General features: G+C 70.0%; 25 protein-coding genes. 10 read left to right on the forward strand and 15 right to left on the reverse strand.

The window, feature by feature from the left end; all coding sequences use genetic code 11:
- Positions 1-6 precede the first annotated feature (6 nt).
- From ACP2AD_RS11720 to ACP2AD_RS11790, 15 genes are read right to left on the reverse strand one after another with little or no spacing between them, the layout of a single operon-like run.
- A complete protein-coding gene (locus ACP2AD_RS11720; protein ID WP_425230232.1) occupies positions 7-1980 on the reverse strand; it encodes a transposase domain-containing protein in 1974 nt (657 codons plus the stop codon).
- Entirely contained in the window at positions 1977-2174 is a 198-nt protein-coding gene (locus ACP2AD_RS11725; protein ID WP_425230233.1) for a hypothetical protein, read from the reverse strand. The genes ACP2AD_RS11720 and ACP2AD_RS11725 overlap by 4 nt, the downstream gene beginning before the upstream one ends.
- Positions 2171-2656: a hypothetical protein gene (locus ACP2AD_RS11730; protein WP_425230234.1), complete on the reverse strand. Its 486-nt coding sequence runs from the start codon at positions 2654-2656 to the stop codon at positions 2171-2173. The genes ACP2AD_RS11725 and ACP2AD_RS11730 overlap by 4 nt, the downstream gene beginning before the upstream one ends.
- Positions 2653-2871 (reverse strand): hypothetical protein, encoded by a 219-nt coding sequence (locus ACP2AD_RS11735; RefSeq protein ID WP_425230235.1) that lies wholly within the window; start codon positions 2869-2871, stop codon positions 2653-2655. Before ACP2AD_RS11735 ends, ACP2AD_RS11730 begins: the two co-directional genes overlap by 4 nt.
- Entirely contained in the window at positions 2868-3026 is a 159-nt protein-coding gene (locus ACP2AD_RS11740) for a hypothetical protein (protein WP_425230236.1), read from the reverse strand. Before ACP2AD_RS11740 ends, ACP2AD_RS11735 begins: the two co-directional genes overlap by 4 nt.
- On the reverse strand, positions 3023-3208 hold the full coding sequence (locus ACP2AD_RS11745; RefSeq protein WP_425230237.1) for a hypothetical protein: 186 nt from the start codon (positions 3206-3208) through the stop codon (positions 3023-3025). The genes ACP2AD_RS11740 and ACP2AD_RS11745 overlap by 4 nt, the downstream gene beginning before the upstream one ends.
- A complete protein-coding gene (locus ACP2AD_RS11750; RefSeq protein ID WP_425230238.1) occupies positions 3195-3797 on the reverse strand; it encodes a hypothetical protein in 603 nt (200 codons plus the stop codon). The genes ACP2AD_RS11745 and ACP2AD_RS11750 overlap by 14 nt, the downstream gene beginning before the upstream one ends.
- Positions 3790-3945, reverse strand: a complete 156-nt coding sequence (locus ACP2AD_RS11755; RefSeq protein WP_425230239.1) for a hypothetical protein — start codon at positions 3943-3945, stop codon at positions 3790-3792. The genes ACP2AD_RS11750 and ACP2AD_RS11755 overlap by 8 nt, the downstream gene beginning before the upstream one ends.
- Complete coding sequence (locus tag ACP2AD_RS11760) at positions 3942-4319, reverse strand: hypothetical protein (protein ID WP_425230240.1); 378 nt, start codon at positions 4317-4319, stop codon at positions 3942-3944. The genes ACP2AD_RS11755 and ACP2AD_RS11760 overlap by 4 nt, the downstream gene beginning before the upstream one ends.
- Entirely contained in the window at positions 4316-4555 is a 240-nt protein-coding gene (locus ACP2AD_RS11765; protein WP_425230241.1) for a hypothetical protein, read from the reverse strand. The genes ACP2AD_RS11760 and ACP2AD_RS11765 overlap by 4 nt, the downstream gene beginning before the upstream one ends.
- The gene (locus tag ACP2AD_RS11770; protein ID WP_425230242.1) at positions 4552-4806 is read right to left on the reverse strand and encodes a hypothetical protein; all 255 of its coding nucleotides are present in this window, start codon (positions 4804-4806) and stop codon (positions 4552-4554) included. Before ACP2AD_RS11770 ends, ACP2AD_RS11765 begins: the two co-directional genes overlap by 4 nt.
- Positions 4803-5312, reverse strand: a complete 510-nt coding sequence (locus tag ACP2AD_RS11775; RefSeq protein ID WP_425230243.1) for a LexA family protein — start codon at positions 5310-5312, stop codon at positions 4803-4805. Before ACP2AD_RS11775 ends, ACP2AD_RS11770 begins: the two co-directional genes overlap by 4 nt.
- Positions 5309-5521, reverse strand: a complete 213-nt coding sequence (locus ACP2AD_RS11780; protein WP_425230244.1) for a hypothetical protein — start codon at positions 5519-5521, stop codon at positions 5309-5311. Before ACP2AD_RS11780 ends, ACP2AD_RS11775 begins: the two co-directional genes overlap by 4 nt.
- Positions 5518-6666, reverse strand: a complete 1149-nt coding sequence (locus tag ACP2AD_RS11785) for a ParB/RepB/Spo0J family partition protein (RefSeq protein ID WP_425230245.1) — start codon at positions 6664-6666, stop codon at positions 5518-5520. Before ACP2AD_RS11785 ends, ACP2AD_RS11780 begins: the two co-directional genes overlap by 4 nt.
- A gap of 2 nt (positions 6667-6668) precedes the next feature.
- Positions 6669-6932, reverse strand: coding sequence for a hypothetical protein (locus ACP2AD_RS11790; RefSeq protein WP_425230246.1), 264 nt, complete (start codon positions 6930-6932; stop codon positions 6669-6671).
- Between ACP2AD_RS11790 and ACP2AD_RS11795 the strand changes: the two genes are divergently transcribed.
- From ACP2AD_RS11795 to ACP2AD_RS11840, 10 genes are all read left to right on the forward strand, one after another.
- On the forward strand, positions 6931-7740 hold the full coding sequence (locus tag ACP2AD_RS11795; RefSeq protein ID WP_425230247.1) for a S24 family peptidase: 810 nt from the start codon (positions 6931-6933) through the stop codon (positions 7738-7740). The two genes, ACP2AD_RS11790 and ACP2AD_RS11795, sit on opposite strands and share 2 nt — an antisense overlap.
- Positions 7737-7982 carry a hypothetical protein gene (locus tag ACP2AD_RS11800; protein WP_425230248.1) on the forward strand — a complete coding sequence of 82 codons (246 nt, stop codon included), beginning with the start codon at positions 7737-7739 and terminating at the stop codon, positions 7980-7982. Before ACP2AD_RS11795 ends, ACP2AD_RS11800 begins: the two co-directional genes overlap by 4 nt.
- Positions 7983-7995: 13 nt before the next feature.
- Complete coding sequence (locus tag ACP2AD_RS11805) at positions 7996-8508, forward strand: hypothetical protein (RefSeq protein WP_425230249.1); 513 nt, start codon at positions 7996-7998, stop codon at positions 8506-8508.
- Positions 8509-8570: 62 nt separating this feature from the next.
- A complete protein-coding gene (locus ACP2AD_RS11810; RefSeq protein ID WP_425231162.1) occupies positions 8571-8978 on the forward strand; it encodes a thermonuclease family protein in 408 nt (135 codons plus the stop codon).
- Positions 8979-9042: 64 nt separating this feature from the next.
- Positions 9043-9282 (forward strand): YozE family protein, encoded by a 240-nt coding sequence (locus tag ACP2AD_RS11815; RefSeq protein ID WP_425230250.1) that lies wholly within the window; start codon positions 9043-9045, stop codon positions 9280-9282.
- A gap of 16 nt (positions 9283-9298) precedes the next feature.
- Complete coding sequence (locus ACP2AD_RS11820) at positions 9299-9625, forward strand: hypothetical protein (protein WP_425230251.1); 327 nt, start codon at positions 9299-9301, stop codon at positions 9623-9625.
- 497 nt (positions 9626-10122) lie between these two features.
- The gene (locus ACP2AD_RS11825) at positions 10123-10248 is read left to right on the forward strand and encodes a hypothetical protein (RefSeq protein WP_425230252.1); all 126 of its coding nucleotides are present in this window, start codon (positions 10123-10125) and stop codon (positions 10246-10248) included.
- Positions 10245-10532 (forward strand): hypothetical protein, encoded by a 288-nt coding sequence (locus ACP2AD_RS11830; protein WP_425230253.1) that lies wholly within the window; start codon positions 10245-10247, stop codon positions 10530-10532. The genes ACP2AD_RS11825 and ACP2AD_RS11830 overlap by 4 nt, the downstream gene beginning before the upstream one ends.
- A 172-nt stretch (positions 10533-10704) precedes the next feature.
- On the forward strand, positions 10705-12894 hold the full coding sequence (locus tag ACP2AD_RS11835) for a TonB-dependent receptor (RefSeq protein ID WP_425230254.1): 2190 nt from the start codon (positions 10705-10707) through the stop codon (positions 12892-12894).
- Positions 12895-12954: 60 nt separating this feature from the next.
- The gene (locus tag ACP2AD_RS11840; RefSeq protein WP_425230255.1) at positions 12955-14133 is read left to right on the forward strand and encodes an acyl-CoA dehydrogenase; all 1179 of its coding nucleotides are present in this window, start codon (positions 12955-12957) and stop codon (positions 14131-14133) included.
- The last annotated feature ends 35 nt before the right edge of the window (positions 14134-14168 follow it).

The following is a 14168-nucleotide window of genomic DNA, read 5'->3' on the forward strand; positions in this document are numbered from 1 at the left end:
TCGGGGTTATTCGACCACGCGCAGCCGCGCCGCGGCGCGGGCGAACCGGTCGATGACTTGGGTGGAGGGAGCGCCAGCGGCTTCGGGCAGCGCCTGCAGCGCCGCCGCCGATTGGCCGCGGTGGCGCACCGGGCGGATGACGGTCGGCGGCGCAATCGGCGCCTCGTCCTCGTGGTCGGGCAGCATCGCCGCGAGCGCGGTCGCGCTCAGCAGCTCGTGTGTCTCTGCGAGGCGCCGGACCAGCTTGCGCTGCTCGGCTTCCTGCGCGCGCCGCCGGCCGGCGCTGGCCTTGTCGAAGAAGCCGGTGGCGGCGATCGCGGGCGCGGTGCAGATGAACGCGCCGGCGCGGTCGTAGACGTGGACCTCGCCGTGAAGATCGTCGGGGTCGAACCGGACGGTCAGCTTCTGCCCGGCATAGCGGCTCAGCTCTTCGGCCCAGTAGCGGTTGCCCTCCAGCGTAACAACGCCGGTCAGCCGGTCGCACATCCGCTCTTCGGCGGTCAGCAGCGCCAGGCGCAGTTGCTCGGGGGTGGCGCGGCCGATCGGCGCGATCGCGTAGCTGGCGGCGAACACCTGGTCGAAGCTGCGGCCGTTCGCCGTCTCGGTCCGGCGCCCGGGCTGCGCGTTGTGCCGCGCCAGTCCGGCCGCGACGACCGCGCGAAACTCGTCGATCGGGATCGCCTTCGAGCCGTAATTCTCGGGTTTAGCGTCGGGCTTGTTGCCCGTGTACGCACCCGCCAGCGCCGGATGCTTGGCGATGGTGTCGCACAGGTCGCGAAACGCACGCTCGATCGGCTTCGACTGTCCGCGATAGGGCGTCGCGAACTTCACCTCGATGCCGAGCGCGGTCAGGACGCCGGTCGGCTCCTCGTCCCTGATCTTGAAGCGGTAGCGGGACCCGGCGCCGCCGGTCATGATCTTGCTGGCAAACGCGCGGCTGTTGTCCATCAGCGCGATGCGCGGGATCCCGTAGTCGCGGAACAGGTCCGCGAACACGAGCCGGGTGGCGAGCGCGTTCTCGCTCTCATCGATCCGGTGCGCGACGATCTTGCGGCTGAAGATGTCCTGGATCGTCACCATCATCGGTCGGCCGATCCGCCCGTCCGGCCAGCGCACGAAGACGTCGAACTTGTGGCCGTCGATGTTGACCGCCTCCAGCGCGTGGAGCTGCGCGACCGAGCGCTGCTGCGCGGGCAGCGAGCGCCGGAGCGCCTCGGCGCCCTCGCGTTTCGCGAGCACCAGCCGCGGGTCGACCTCACGCTCCAGCTTGCGCCGCAGCGTCTTCTCGGCCGGGACGGCGAGCCCGCGCGGCCGCGCCCAGTCCTTCACCAGCCGCCAGTAGCAGCTGGTGAAGGTCGGTTGTTCCGGGCGGAGATAATCGGAGAGGAGCAGCTGCCACGCCTCGGGATCGATGTCGGCGACCTTGCCGCCGCCCTGGCGCCGCGGCGCGAGGTGCGGGAGGCGATCGGCGAGCGCGGCGCCGGCGACCAGCTCCAGCCAGGCCCAAAGCGTCGACGAGCCGACCTGCGCGCGCGCCGCCGCAGCGGTGACCGCGGCCGAGCGGGTCAGCCCGGCCACGACGAACGCGTCGACCAGCTGCACCGCCGCCAGCCGCCGGGCGGCCTCGGCCTTCACTGCGGCGGTGGCGCGATCGAAGCTCGCCCAGGACGCTGGCGCAAAATTGTCGTTGAGCGGTCGATCAGCGGCCGCTGACGGGGCCGCGAGCGCCGCCCGCGCGGCGGCGGGCAGCGCGTCGCGGTGATACTCCAGACCCCCGCCCCGCCCCGCCCGCGGCCGCGCCAGCGGGCGTCCGGCCGGGTCGGCCGCGAACGCCCAGCGCTCAGCCGCCGCGCGCTCGTTGATCTTGCGCTTGACCGTCGGCAGCCCCGGCAGCCGTGCGTCGGCCAGCTCCGCCGCGGTCCACCACAGCTTCGCGGGGGGCGACGCGGCCTCGCCCGGGGTGAACCGGCACGGCTTCACGCGATCACCTCGTATTCGGCGATGTCGTAGGGGGAGCCGGTCAGCGACCAGCGGCAGCCGTTCCGCCCGTCCGCTGCCCAACCCGGCGGGCTCATCGGGTTTGGATCGCAATCGCCGATCCCGCCGTGCGCGAGCCGCACGCGCACGCGCTTGCCCTCGGCTTCAGCCGGGCAGTGGCCGGGGTTCGCCTTCACCGCCGCCCCTCCCGCCGGATCGGCTGCGCGTGGCCCTTCAGCTCCTTCAGTTCGGCATCGAGGTGGCGCTTGCGCGCCTCCAGCTGGCCGATGCGGGCGACGATGATCTCCTCGCCCCACAGCACCGTGCCGCCGAGCTGGGCGACCGCCCACTCGATCATCGCGCGATCGCCGGTGACCGCCATCAGCGCCAGCGCGCGGCCGAACGACACGTTGTGTCCGTCACGCGCCGGCGAAGCGTAGGCGTCGAGCATCCAGCGGCTGACCGTGTCGCCCCCGTCTTGCGTGGTGCCGCCGCCGATCGCCGCCGTCACGGCGCCCGCGATCTCCTCACGCGTGCGCGGATCGTCCTTGAGGATGCGCCCCACCTCCGCCGCCGCGCGCGCCTCGACGCCCGCGAACGCCGCCGGCCCGTCGACCGGCCGCCGCGGCTCGAAGTCGAAGGGGAGTTGGCCCGGGGAGAGGGAGCGGCGCTTGGTCACCGGGGCGCCGCCCCTTCGACCAGTGCGAAGCCCTGCGGCCCGCCTCGCGTCTCGATCGCAATATCGACGGGAAGCTGCCGCCGGATGTGGTGGAGCTGCACCGCGACGCTGCCGCGAGTGGCGCGGCCACCCAGCCGTGCGGCGAGCGCGCGGTAGGTCAGCGGCTCGCGGCTCGACCGCAGCACCGCCAGGATGCGCTCCTGCTGCGGCGTCACAGCTTGCGGCCCCACAAGTCGAGTTCGACGTCGGCGTACCGGCAGGTGCGCTGGAGCGTGGCCCGCTCATCCGCGCACGAGCGTAGATGGGCGATCAGGGCGGTGCCGATCGTGGCGCCCAGCGCGGCGCCGGCCCAGACGAGAACGGTGATCACGCGCCCACCTCGTCGCTCTGGTCGCAGAGCGTTCGCGTCCGGCGGGCGATCGTCAGCTCGATGGTGACGCCCAGCCAGCGGAGGCCAAGCAGCCAGCCCTCCTCCTCGCCATCGAAATAGGCGAGGCAGGTCGCGGTTGCGTAGAAGCGGGGCAGCCAGCCGCGCACGTCAGCGCCCGCCACCAGGGAAAGCGACGACCGTGCCGCCCGCGCGCTCGTCGGTGAACGACTGCAGCGCCAAGCCCAGCTCGCCGAACAGCATGACCGCGTGCGGCTCGTCGAGTTCGACTTCAAGGAACGGACGGAACTCGCGGGCCGGGCCCGGGTCGGTCGTCAGCATGACGGTGAGCCGCACGACGTCACCGTCCCGCGCCGTCGAGGTGGTGAACGGGCTCACTGCCCCCCCCCCCCCCCCGGCCAGCGCCAGGCGAACCGCGGCGATCTGCGCCTCGGCGTCCTCGGCGCGTGCGACGGCGGCGCCATAGTCCTCGTCGCTGATCCCCTCGTCGATGCGCCGCGCGACCTCGGCGGTCAGCGAAGCGTTGGGGACGTGCTCCAGCCAGGCAGCAATCGACCCGATCGAGCCGTCGTGCGGCTCGCCGGCTGGGACTAGTGGGACGGGCCGCGCAACCGCTTCGATTCCGTGCTCGATGAAGTGCAGCGCCGCCTGGCCGAGCGCCACCTCGTTCTCGGCTGCGTAGGATTCGATCGCGCGCAGCGTGTCGTGGGTGCAGGGCGCGCTGATGTAGCGCCCGCCCTTGAGTTCAGGCATCGGAACCTCCTCTTTGGTGATCGGGAGCAAGCCGCTCCAGCAGCCGCGACAGGTCGGCGACCTCGGGCTGGCTGAGCGGCGCAGGGCGCAGGCTGGCGGGGGCGGCGCGGCCGTAACGGCGGCGCGGCAGGTTCACGACCTCGCTCACCGCGCGGCCTCGAACACGAAGCGGTCGGTGCCGATCGGTGCGTAGTCAAAGGCAAGCTGGTCGAGGAGCAGGTCCAGCCAGCCTTGGGCGGGCAGCGGCGCCTGGCGGCCAGTGAACAGGTCGCGCAGCGCCAGCTCGCCGTCGCCGACGAACAGCGCGTAGCCGGCCACCGCCTTGTGGCTGCGTTGCAGCATCGCCTTGCGGCCGCCGCGGTAGAAGGTCAGCGTAATGACGCCACGCCGCCGCAGCGCGGCCGCGGTCGCCTGCGCCGCCGCGCCAGTGCCGATCACGGCGACCTCTGGCGGGCCGTCGCCCCGCGACTGGTCGAGTAGCCGCGCGAGGCGGGCGGCGGCCAGGCCGACGACCTCGCTCACCGCTGCCACCATTGTTCGGCGCGCGGGGGATCGTCGTTGGCGTCGACGGCATCGTTCGCGGCCGCGGGCGCGATCGTGCCGCAGCGTTTCGCCGCCAGCCGCGCGTCTGCCGCGGCCCAGCGTTCCGCGCGCAGGCGGCGCTTGGCTTCCGCCATCGAGCAGCGGTCGGCCTGGGCGCGCTCGAACAGCTCGCGCGCGGCACGCATCCGATCGGCCTCGGGCAAGGCGGCGGTCACGCGTAGCACCGGCCGGTCGCGGCGATCGCGGCGGCGTGCGCGGCGCAGGCTGCGGCCGCGGCGTTCGCGAAATCGCGCTCTTCGGCGAGCGGTGCGCCGTAGCGGTAGACCGTCACCTTGGTCATGCCGAGGTTGAAGCCGGCGCGCGCGATCTGCTCGATGCTCTCGCCCGCGTCCCAGCGATCCATGATCGCCGTCTCCAGCGGTGTCAGCTCCCCGGTCGGCGCCGCCCAGTCGATGATGCAGGTCACGACGCCTCCCTCCAGCCGCCGCCGTCGATCAGGTCCTTCGCCTGGGTGACCGCGCGCTCGAACGCGACGCGGTCGCGGCGGCTGTTCGCCTGCAGGATGCGGGTGCGCAGCTCCGGCGGCAGCGCGAACCAGTGCGGGCGGCACATCAGGTGGCCGCGCTGGACGGTGTTGCCGCAGGTGTCGGCGGCGCAGGTGACCGCGCGGCCGTAAGCCCGGGGCGCCGACGGCTCCAGGCTGGCGAGCGTCTTGCCGCGTCGCGCCAGCTCGGCAGCGAGATTGTCGGTTGGAACGCCGCGCAGGTCGGGCTGGCCGGGCAGCCTGATCCGGCGCACCTTGTCCGGCCCCAGCTCCAGGTGCCCGCTCGCGACCAGCGCCGCGACGACCGAATAGGCGTGGGGGATCGAGAAGCCGAACCGGGCGGCGATCTCGCGATAGGTCGGGGTCAGCTCGGCGACCGCGATCAGCTCGCGGACGTAGTCGAGCACCCTGGTCTGCCCGGGGGTCACGCGGCGTTGCCTTCGGCTTGGCGCTGAAGGACGCGGCGCTCGGTTGCGACACGGTGGCGGGCGAGCATCTGCAGCGCGCCGTCGCTTGCGGGCAGTTCGTGCGCGAGCTGCGCAGCGCGCACCGGAGCGTAGCCCTGCAGGACCAACGCCCACTCGAACTCGATCCGGTCCATTGGCTCAACGGCGGTCAAGGCGGGCCGGTCCGTCATGCGGCCCCGCCCAGCGGGAAGCCGTTGCCCGCGATCGTGAAGCGCGTGAGCTGCAGCTCGGCCGCGACGTGTTCCAGCGCGACGCCGCGCTCGCCCGGCACCACCTCATCCTCGACCAGCCCGTCGATCAGCGTCCGGGCGGAGTCGAGCGCCGCCAGCGCCTCCTCGCGGTAGCGGACGTGCTCGGACGAAAAGGCGGACGCCGCCGGCTCGCCCTCGGTCAGCCGGAACGGCGACGGAAGCATGCCGGCGAGCTGCGCCAGTGCGCCTTTGCGTTCGGCGAGCGACATGCGCGCGAACGCGCCGATGAACGCCGAAAGCCGCTTGGTTTCGGGGTCGGCGGAGGGCGAACCGCTGCCCGCCAACGCTCGCGCGAGCGCCAGGGTCAGCGGCTTGCCCTTGCCGTCGACAGCCGTGACCAGCTGATCGACGATGGCCTCGCGCTCGGCGGGCGGCAGCTTCACCAGCGCGCGGAGTTGGCTAGCGTTCGAGAGGATCGGGTGCCGCACAGCGCGCAGCCGCTCGACCAGCGAGGCTGGGAGGCCGCGGTAGAGCTCCAGGTCGCGCCGGACCGTCCGGTCGGCAAAGCCAAGGTCGGCAGCGACCTCGCGGGACCAGCCGTAGACCCCGGACATCGTGTCCAGGGTCTCAGCGGCTTCATACTGCAGGGCTCTCTTGAGCCCATAACGCGCCTGCGTGTCGCGGTAGTTTTCTTCTGTGAGTCCTGCCTGCGCCCGCTTGATCTGCACCAGCTCGGCGACAAACGCCGCGCGATCGATCGGCAGCAGGTCGGGCGCGAACAGGTTCTCCCTGATCTCGCGCAGCCGCCGCGAGTTGCGCTCCTGGCTGACGACCTCGGCGCGCAGATATTCGATGCCGGCCAGCTCGGCGGCGGCGCGGCGGTGGGCGCCCGTCACCAGCGTCCAGCGGTTGCGCCCCGGCAGGCGGCACACCTGGATCGGCGTGTCCTGCCCGTCCTTGCGCAGCGTCGCCGCCAGCCCCTGCACGCGGACCGGATCGACCGGACGCAGCCGCTCGTCCTCATCGACCTCGTCGGTGCGGACGAGGATGAAGTCCGGCAGCGCCTCCTGGTGGAGCCCGTCGGCCGGCGTCGCCGGCGCAGCGTCGATCAGGTGTTGCGCCATGTCTAGCGCGCCCCCGCCGATAGACGGTGAGCCGGTCCGCCGGCGCCGCTATGGTCGCCCGCCATGGCCAGCCGTTCGTCCCGCTCCCGCATGAAATCGCTCAGCTTGGTCAGCGTCGACAACCCGGGCACCCGCCCTTCACGTACCTGCCCGACGAACTGCGGCTCACCGAGCGCATCTCTGCCGAGTCGGGAAGGCGCCATCCGGTGGCGGGCGAGGAAGGAGTCGATCAGCGCGACCACTTCGGCGTGTGAGGGCAGCTCCATGCCCCGCACGTATGTTAGATCAATCGAACACTCAAGCGTTTTGTTCGCTCAATCTAACATATCCGGCTGTCCCGCAATGTTAGATGAAGCTTACAACGTGTCTGACTCGAGCTCCTCCGATCCTCCGATCTACGCCGCGCTGATGCGGATCAGGCCCGGCGGGCTTAGCAATGCGGCGTGGGCCAAGGCCGCTGGCAAGCCGCGGAACATTTTCAACGGCATCAGAGACCATGGCAATCCGACCCGCGCGACGCTGGAGAAGCTACTCGACGCGATCGGCTGGTCCTTCGAACGGTTCGAAAACGAGTCGGGCAGCTATGCCGTGCAGACTGAGGTGCGCGGCGCTGGCGCCGTCGGTGTCGTCGAGATGCAGCGGATGGTGTTCGGCGAGCAGCCGCTGCCGGATCTGCCGCTCTACGGGGCGGCGCAGGGCGGCGATCTGGACGAGGACTTCGAGTTGACCGAGGTCGATCTGAACGAGGTGCTGGATTACATGCAGCGCCCGGCTGCGTTTGCCGACGATCGCGACAGCTACGCGCTCATGATCGTCGGGACGTCGATGAAGCCGCGCTTCAGGCCAGGCGAGCGGGTCGGCGTCAGCCCGCGCGCGCAGATCGATATCGGCGACGACGTGATCGTCCAGCTGCGCGGCGAGAACAGCAACCGCGTCCGCCGTGTGCTGATCAAGGAACTGGTGAGACGCGGCGCAACCCATGTTACCCTTGCCCAGCACAACCCGGCGCGCGAGCTGCGGGTCGAGCGCAAGGACATCCTCGCGATGCACAAGGTGAAGGGGCATTTTCTTTGAGGTCGGCGATCGCGGCGGCGGCGCTGCTGGCAGGGTGCAGCAGCCCGGAGCCCGTCGATGAAGCCGCGCTTGCCGCAAACATGCACGGTTCGGCCGCTCGATGCAGGCAGGAATACGCGGGCGGCAGGTTGCTGGGTGCCGCAGACCGCCGCCGGCACGACGCCCTTTGCGGCAAGCTCGATTGGTACGGGAATACGGTGAGCGAGTTCGCCGAGCGGAACGCCGCTGGGATGGGCCGATGACGGGTCTGCGTACGTGGTGAAAGCAGCGATCGCCGCGGCGGCGCTGCTGCTCGCAGGGTGTGGCCACCCCGCCGTTCCGGCAGCGCAGGAGCAGGCCGCGCTTCGGGTGGTGGATCAGCAGCTGTCACCCTTCCGGCCGCGGCTGGTCGCTGCATGGTACGCGAACGGTTTGACTGACGACACTTTGATCTGCGGCGAGGTCGAGGCGACGCCGCTCATTCGCGACCAGCAGTCGACGTTGCGCTTCGTGTTCTACGGCGGCGGCGGCGCGCGGCCTTTCGCGTCCATCGAGCCTCACCTTATGCCGTTGGGCGACGACGTCACGGGTGCCGCTATCGCTGCCGAAGGCGAGGCGATCTTCGCGCACATGTGGGCGTCGAGCTGCGAACCCTACGCACCGCTCGGTCGCCGGATCGCTGGTTGGTTCTCCGGCCCGCGCGATCCCGGACGGCCCGACACGCCGCTGACCAACGCCTACGCGGCCGATGTCATCGCCCAGGGCGGCCGCGGACACCACCGACGGTGAGCTGGCGTACCTTGCTGTTGCGGGTCGAGTTCGCGGTCGCGATCGCACTGCAGGTCGTCGCGATTGCGTCCGTCTTCGCACGCGCGCCCACCGTGCCGGCCGGGCGTGCCTTCACCTGCACCGCGACGCGGGTGTGGGACGGCGACGGCCCGATCTGGTGCGCTGAGGGGGAGCGCCTGCGCCTCCACGACGTCGCGGCGCGGGAACTGGACGGCAGCTGCCGTCCGGGCCAGCCCTGCCCGCGCGCCAGCGGCGTCGAGGCGCGGGACCGGCTGGTCGCGCTCCTCGGCGGTACGCGCGGTTCGACCGAGGATGGCCACGTGATCGTCAGCGGTCCGGCGATGCCCTGCCGCAGTTTCGGACCCGACCGGTACGGGCGGACCGTCGCCGCCTGCACGCTGGCCGGCCGCGACCTTGGCGAGCAGCTGATCGCCGCCGGCGTTGCCCTGATCTGGCACTACCGGGACTAAGCCCCCGTTTCCTCGTTCCGCTTTTGTTCTAAAAGCGGTGTTCGACTCGAACGGAGGAAAGATGATGCTCAACGCCGACCTGCTCGACACCCGCCGCCCCAAGCCCGCCTTCGGGCAGTGGCTGCTCAACCAGAAGAACCGGACCGACGCGATCGGCGAGCTGGCCCAGGCCGCCGCCCGCGATCCCGGCTTTCCGCGCGAAGGGACTGCCGACGCGGTAAGCTGCCGCCTCAACGCCGTCGGCGCCGACGGAGAGCTGCACGCCGCGCTTGAAGACGCGACGCTCGACTGGCTCAGCTACTGACGCGCCGTGCGGCCCCGTGCCGACCCCGCGCCAGCGGCTCGCCTTCATCGCCTTGGGCCTGGTTGAGAGCGCGGCCAACGAATGCGGCACCCGCGCGCTGGAGCGTACCCCGGCCCTTTCGCTGGCGATCGGCTATCTGTGGTCGATCAGCGACGGGCCGCTGGGGATACACCCGTCGCGCCGGGCCGTATTCGACGCGTTCTGGGCGATCGTCACCGCGACGCCCGATCTGACACGCACACAGGAAGAGGGGGTTCGCCGGACCTACGCGCAAACCTGCGTCGAGCAGATGCGGCGCCAGGTGCGGATGACCCCGCGCGATCTCGAACCGCACCTTTATTAGGTGTCGGGTCGTCTGCGTCGGCAAAAAAAACGGTCCCACTTCCGCGACCGGCGGATTGCCGCGATCCGTCGGTTTGGCGGCAAAAAGTCCAGCTTTTCTGCGCCTCTCCGCTAAGTGGGACCCTGCAGGCGAACTGGGACCTGCTTGGGTCCCAGTTTTAAAGCGGCGATGCTGGCGGCCGGTGCGCTCACGGGGGTGAGCTAAGCGCAAAAACCGGCGCTTTTCTGCGGCTGAGAGGCCGCTGAGCGGTCCGTTGGCCTGCCCGCCGCGACTCCGGCTGCTCCTGTCCCGGGCGTGTCTAAATCGCGCCTGACTCTAGACACCCGCCGAGCAGCATCCCACCGCCTGCATTACCCAGAAAAGCGCAGTTTTCCGCCGCGCTCGCCCACTTCTCCCCGCGTTTTCCCGGATGATCCCGCCACTCCGGCCTCTCCTGTCCCCTCACAATCGACCGTTGCCTCCGCCATACCGGTATCCCGCCCACGAAGTTCGGCCGGGTGGCGGTGAACGACCCGCGACTGGTGGGCGACATGCGCCGGGGGCGGCAGGTCGGCCCGGCCAACCAGCGCCGCATCATGGCGACGATCGCACAAATGCTCGCTGCCCTGCGCGACCGGCCATGATCCCCGGCGGCGACCCTGTCCGCCTACTGCTCCGCGCGCTGCGCCACTCGGCGGCCGCGGGCGGGGTCGCGCCCACCCTGACGCACGAGGAACAGACGCCCTGGGCGAGCGCGACCTTTACCGGTGCGCAGCATCGCGTCGCGGTTGAAGGCGGAGGGATCGACGGCTGGCTGGCCGCGCTGCCCGAGATCGAATTGGACCTGCGTGGACATCTGGTTGCGAGCTGCGACGTGCTACCGACCCGTAACGGCGCAGTGCTGACCGTGCTGGTGCTGGAAGCCTGACGACGTCATTAAATGTAACCTTTGTCACCTTTGCGGTGCTTCATCCTAGCGAAAGGTTTGAACGGCCAGGCCGCCCCTCCAGTGCGCCGACCCGAATGATCTTTCCTTTGATATGTTGTCACATGACCTTTAGGCAGCGCGCTACCCGTTTCCTTTGCGAGTCGCCTGCCTCATGCCCAAAGCCGTTCTCCTCGCCGGTGTCGCGATGCTGCTCGCTCCCCTGCCCGCCGCCGCGCAGGTCGCCGCCGCTCCCGCGCCGCAGGACCCACCGGCGACAGCCGATGCGGGCCAGTCCCCCGCCGAGACCGCAACGGTCGCGCCCGAAGGTAGCACCACCCGCGATGTGGTCGTGCGTGGCCAGCGCCTCGACGCGGCGCGCTCGACGATCCAGCCGGCGCTGGGCGCGACCAGCTACACGATCAGCAACGCGACGATCCAGGCGCTGCCCCAGGGCGACAACCAGCAGCTCAACCAGATCATCCTGCAGCTGCCCGGCGTCGTGCAGGACGGTTTCGGCCAGTTCCATGTCCGCGACGATCACAACAACCTGCAGTACCGGATCAACGGCACCATTCTGCCCGAAGGCATCGCTGTCTTCGGGCAGACGCTCAGCCCCCGGCTGATCGACCGGTTCAGCCTGCTGACCGGCGCGCTGCCCGCCCAATACGGCCTGCGCACCGCGGGCATCATCGACATTACGACCAAGAGCGGGTTGTTCAACAACGGCGGCACCGTCTCGCTCTACGGCGGCAGCTTTCAGACGATCGAGCCGTCCATTGAATATGGCGGTCATAGCGGCGACACCAATTACTTCGTGTCGGGCGACTATCACCGCACCAGCCGCGGGATCGAGGGCGTCGACGCTTCCGTCATTCCGCTCCACGACCGATCGGACCAGTATCAGGCGTTCGCCTATGTCGACCACACGCTGAGCGACGACGACCGGGTGTCGTTCGTCGGCGGCTATTCGAACCAGTTCTTTCAGATCCCCAATCCCAAGGGGCTGCAGCCCGACGGCACCTATGCGGTCGGCGGCGTCACCGCCTATCCCAGCGAGCGGCTAAACGAGCGTCAGGTCGAGCAGACCGCGTTTGGCCAGCTAGCGCTGCTCCACAAGGACGGTGACCTGACGGTGCAGGCCTCGCTCGCGGCGCGTTACTCGGCGCTCCGCTACCGGCCCGACCGGCTCGGCGAGCTGTTGTACAACGGGCTGGCGCAGGCCGCCGACAAGAAGGATTTCGCACTCTACGGCCAGGCCGACGCCGCCTATGAACTGGGCGGGTCGAACACCATCCGCGCCGGCGTCGTGATCGCGCGCGACCGCAGCAGCACCCGGACCAGCACCGCCGTCTTCCCGGTCGATGCGGACGGCGACCAGGCCGGCCAGCCGATCACAATCGCCGACATTGGCGCGCGGACTGAGTGGACGGAGAGCGTCTACCTGCAGGACGAGCTGAAGCTCTCCTCCGCGCTGACCTTCAACTTCGGCGGCCGCTTCGACCATTATTCGGCCTACCGGACCGAAAGCGGCTTCTCACCGCGCGCCAACCTGGTGTTCCAGCAGGGCGGCACGACGCTCCACGCCGGCTATGCGCGCTATTTCTCGCCGCCGCCGTTCGAGCTCGTCGCGACCACCTCGATCGGCTTGTTCAACGGCACCAGCGGCGCAGCGAACACCGACGCGAACGGCGCCATCGTCAACGACACGCCGTATGCCGAGACCCAGGATTATTTCGACGTCGGCGCGCAGCAGAAGATCGGCCCGGTGACGATCGGCATCGACGCCTATTACCGCCATTCCCACCGCCTGATCGACGAGGGCCAGTTCGGCGCGCCGATCATCCTGACGCCGTTCAACTACGACCACGGCAACATTACCGGGGTCGAGGCGAGCATCAGCTATGCCGCGCACGGCCTGCTCGCCTACGCCAACCTCGCCCGCGCCAAGGCCCAGGGCGAGTTCATCGTGTCGAGCCAATTCAATTTCGACCCCGCCGACCTCGCCTACATCCGCAACCACTTCATCTATCTCGACCACGACCAGACCTACACCGCGTCCGGTGGCGTCTCCTACGCCTTCCATGGCGGCCTGACCGGGCTGAAGCTGGGGGCGGACGTGCTCTACGGGTCGGGCCTGCGCACCGACGGCGACGTGCCCAATGGCGGCAAGCTGCCCCCCTATGCGCAGGTCAATCTGTCGGCTTCGTACCGGCTTGCCGAGCCGGGGCTGAGCCTCAGGCTCGACGTCGTCAACGCGGGCGACCATGTCTATCAGATCCGCGACGGCTCCGGCATCGGTGTCGGCGCGCCGCAATACGGGCCGCGCCGCGGCTTCTTCGTCGGCGTCACCAAGGACATCTGATCCGATCGGTCTGGACGCGCTCGCCCGCCCCGCCTAGCCGGGTCGGAAAGGAGCATGATGATGGCCGGCATGGGGCGCTTCGACTGGGCAGACCCGTTCCTGCTCGACGAGCAGCTGAGCGAGGACGAGCGCATGGTCCGCGACACTGCGCGCGCCTATGCGCAGGACCGGCTGGCGCCGCGTATCGTCGAGGCGTTCCAGCACGAGCATACGGACCCCGCGATCTTCCGCGAGATGGGCGAGCTGGGGCTGCTCGGGCCGACCATCCCGGAGGAATATGGCGGCGTCGGCGCGAGCTACGTCGCCTATGGCCTGGTCGCGCGCGAGGTCGAGCGGATCGACTCGGGCTATCGCTCGATGATGAGCGTGCAGTCGAGCCTCGTCATGTATCCGATCTTCGCGTTCGGCTCGGAGGCGCAGAAGCGGAAATATCTGCCAAGGCTCGCGAGCGGCGAGTGGATCGGCTGCTTCGGCCTGACCGAGCCCGATGCCGGCTCCGACCCTGGCGGCATGACGACGCGCGCGAAGAGCGTCGCGGGCGGCTACGTCCTGTCGGGCGCGAAGACCTGGATCAGCAATTCGCCGATCGCCGACGTGTTCGTCATCTGGGCCAAGACCGACGACGGCGCGATCCGCGGTTTCGTGCTCGAAAAGGGCGTGAAGGGGCTGAGCGCGCCCAAGATCGAGGGCAAGCTGTCCTTGCGCGCCAGCATAACCGGCATGGTGATGATGGACGAGGTCGAAGTCGGCGCCGACGCGATCCTGCCCGACGTGGCGGGGCTGAAGGGGCCCTTCGGTTGCCTCAACCGCGCGCGCTACGGGATCAGCTGGGGTGCGCTCGGCGCCGCGGAGTTCTGCTTCCACGCCGCCCGTCAGTACGGGCTCGACCGCAACCAGTTCGGCACCCCGCTCGCGGGACGGCAGCTGTTCCAGAAGAAGCTCGCCGACATGGAGACGGAGATTGCGCTGGGGCTGCAGGCGAGCCTGCGCGTCGGGAGGCTGATGGACGAGGGCCGCTTCGCGCCGGAGATGGTCTCGATCGTCAAGCGCAACAATGTCGGCAAGGCACTCGCCATCGCGCGTGACGCCCGCGACATGCACGGCGGCAACGGCATCTCGGGCGAGTATCAGGTCATGCGCCACCTGATGAACCTCGAAACCGTCAACACCTATGAAGGCGCGCACGACGTCCACGCCTTGATCCTGGGCCGCGCGATCACAGGGATCGCGGCGTTCTGATGCCGGTCGGGCGGATGTTGCCATCGACCCGATCG

It is taken from the genome of Sphingomonas sp. (assembly GCF_965248875.1).
GTDB lineage: Bacteria > Pseudomonadota > Alphaproteobacteria > Sphingomonadales > Sphingomonadaceae > Sphingomonas.

Excerpts from the sequence above, each read along its gene's own strand:
- ACP2AD_RS11815 (WP_425230250.1), top strand. The coding sequence starts at position 9,043 with ATGCTCAACGCCGACCTGCTCGACACCCGCCGCCCCAAGCCCGCCTTC.
- ACP2AD_RS11795 (WP_425230247.1), top strand. The coding sequence starts at position 6,931 with ATGCCCCGCACGTATGTTAGATCAATCGAACACTCAAGCGTTTTGTTC.
- ACP2AD_RS11830 (WP_425230253.1), top strand. The coding sequence starts at position 10,245 with ATGATCCCCGGCGGCGACCCTGTCCGCCTACTGCTCCGCGCGCTGCGC.
- ACP2AD_RS11835 (WP_425230254.1), top strand. The coding sequence starts at position 10,705 with ATGCCCAAAGCCGTTCTCCTCGCCGGTGTCGCGATGCTGCTCGCTCCC.
- ACP2AD_RS11840 (WP_425230255.1), top strand. The coding sequence starts at position 12,955 with ATGGCCGGCATGGGGCGCTTCGACTGGGCAGACCCGTTCCTGCTCGAC.
- ACP2AD_RS11780 (WP_425230244.1), bottom strand. The coding sequence starts at position 5,521 with ATGACGGACCGGCCCGCCTTGACCGCCGTTGAGCCAATGGACCGGATC.
- ACP2AD_RS11790 (WP_425230246.1), bottom strand. The coding sequence starts at position 6,932 with ATGGAGCTGCCCTCACACGCCGAAGTGGTCGCGCTGATCGACTCCTTC.
- ACP2AD_RS11785 (WP_425230245.1), bottom strand. The coding sequence starts at position 6,666 with ATGGCGCAACACCTGATCGACGCTGCGCCGGCGACGCCGGCCGACGGG.
- ACP2AD_RS11750 (WP_425230238.1), bottom strand. The coding sequence starts at position 3,797 with ATGCCTGAACTCAAGGGCGGGCGCTACATCAGCGCGCCCTGCACCCAC.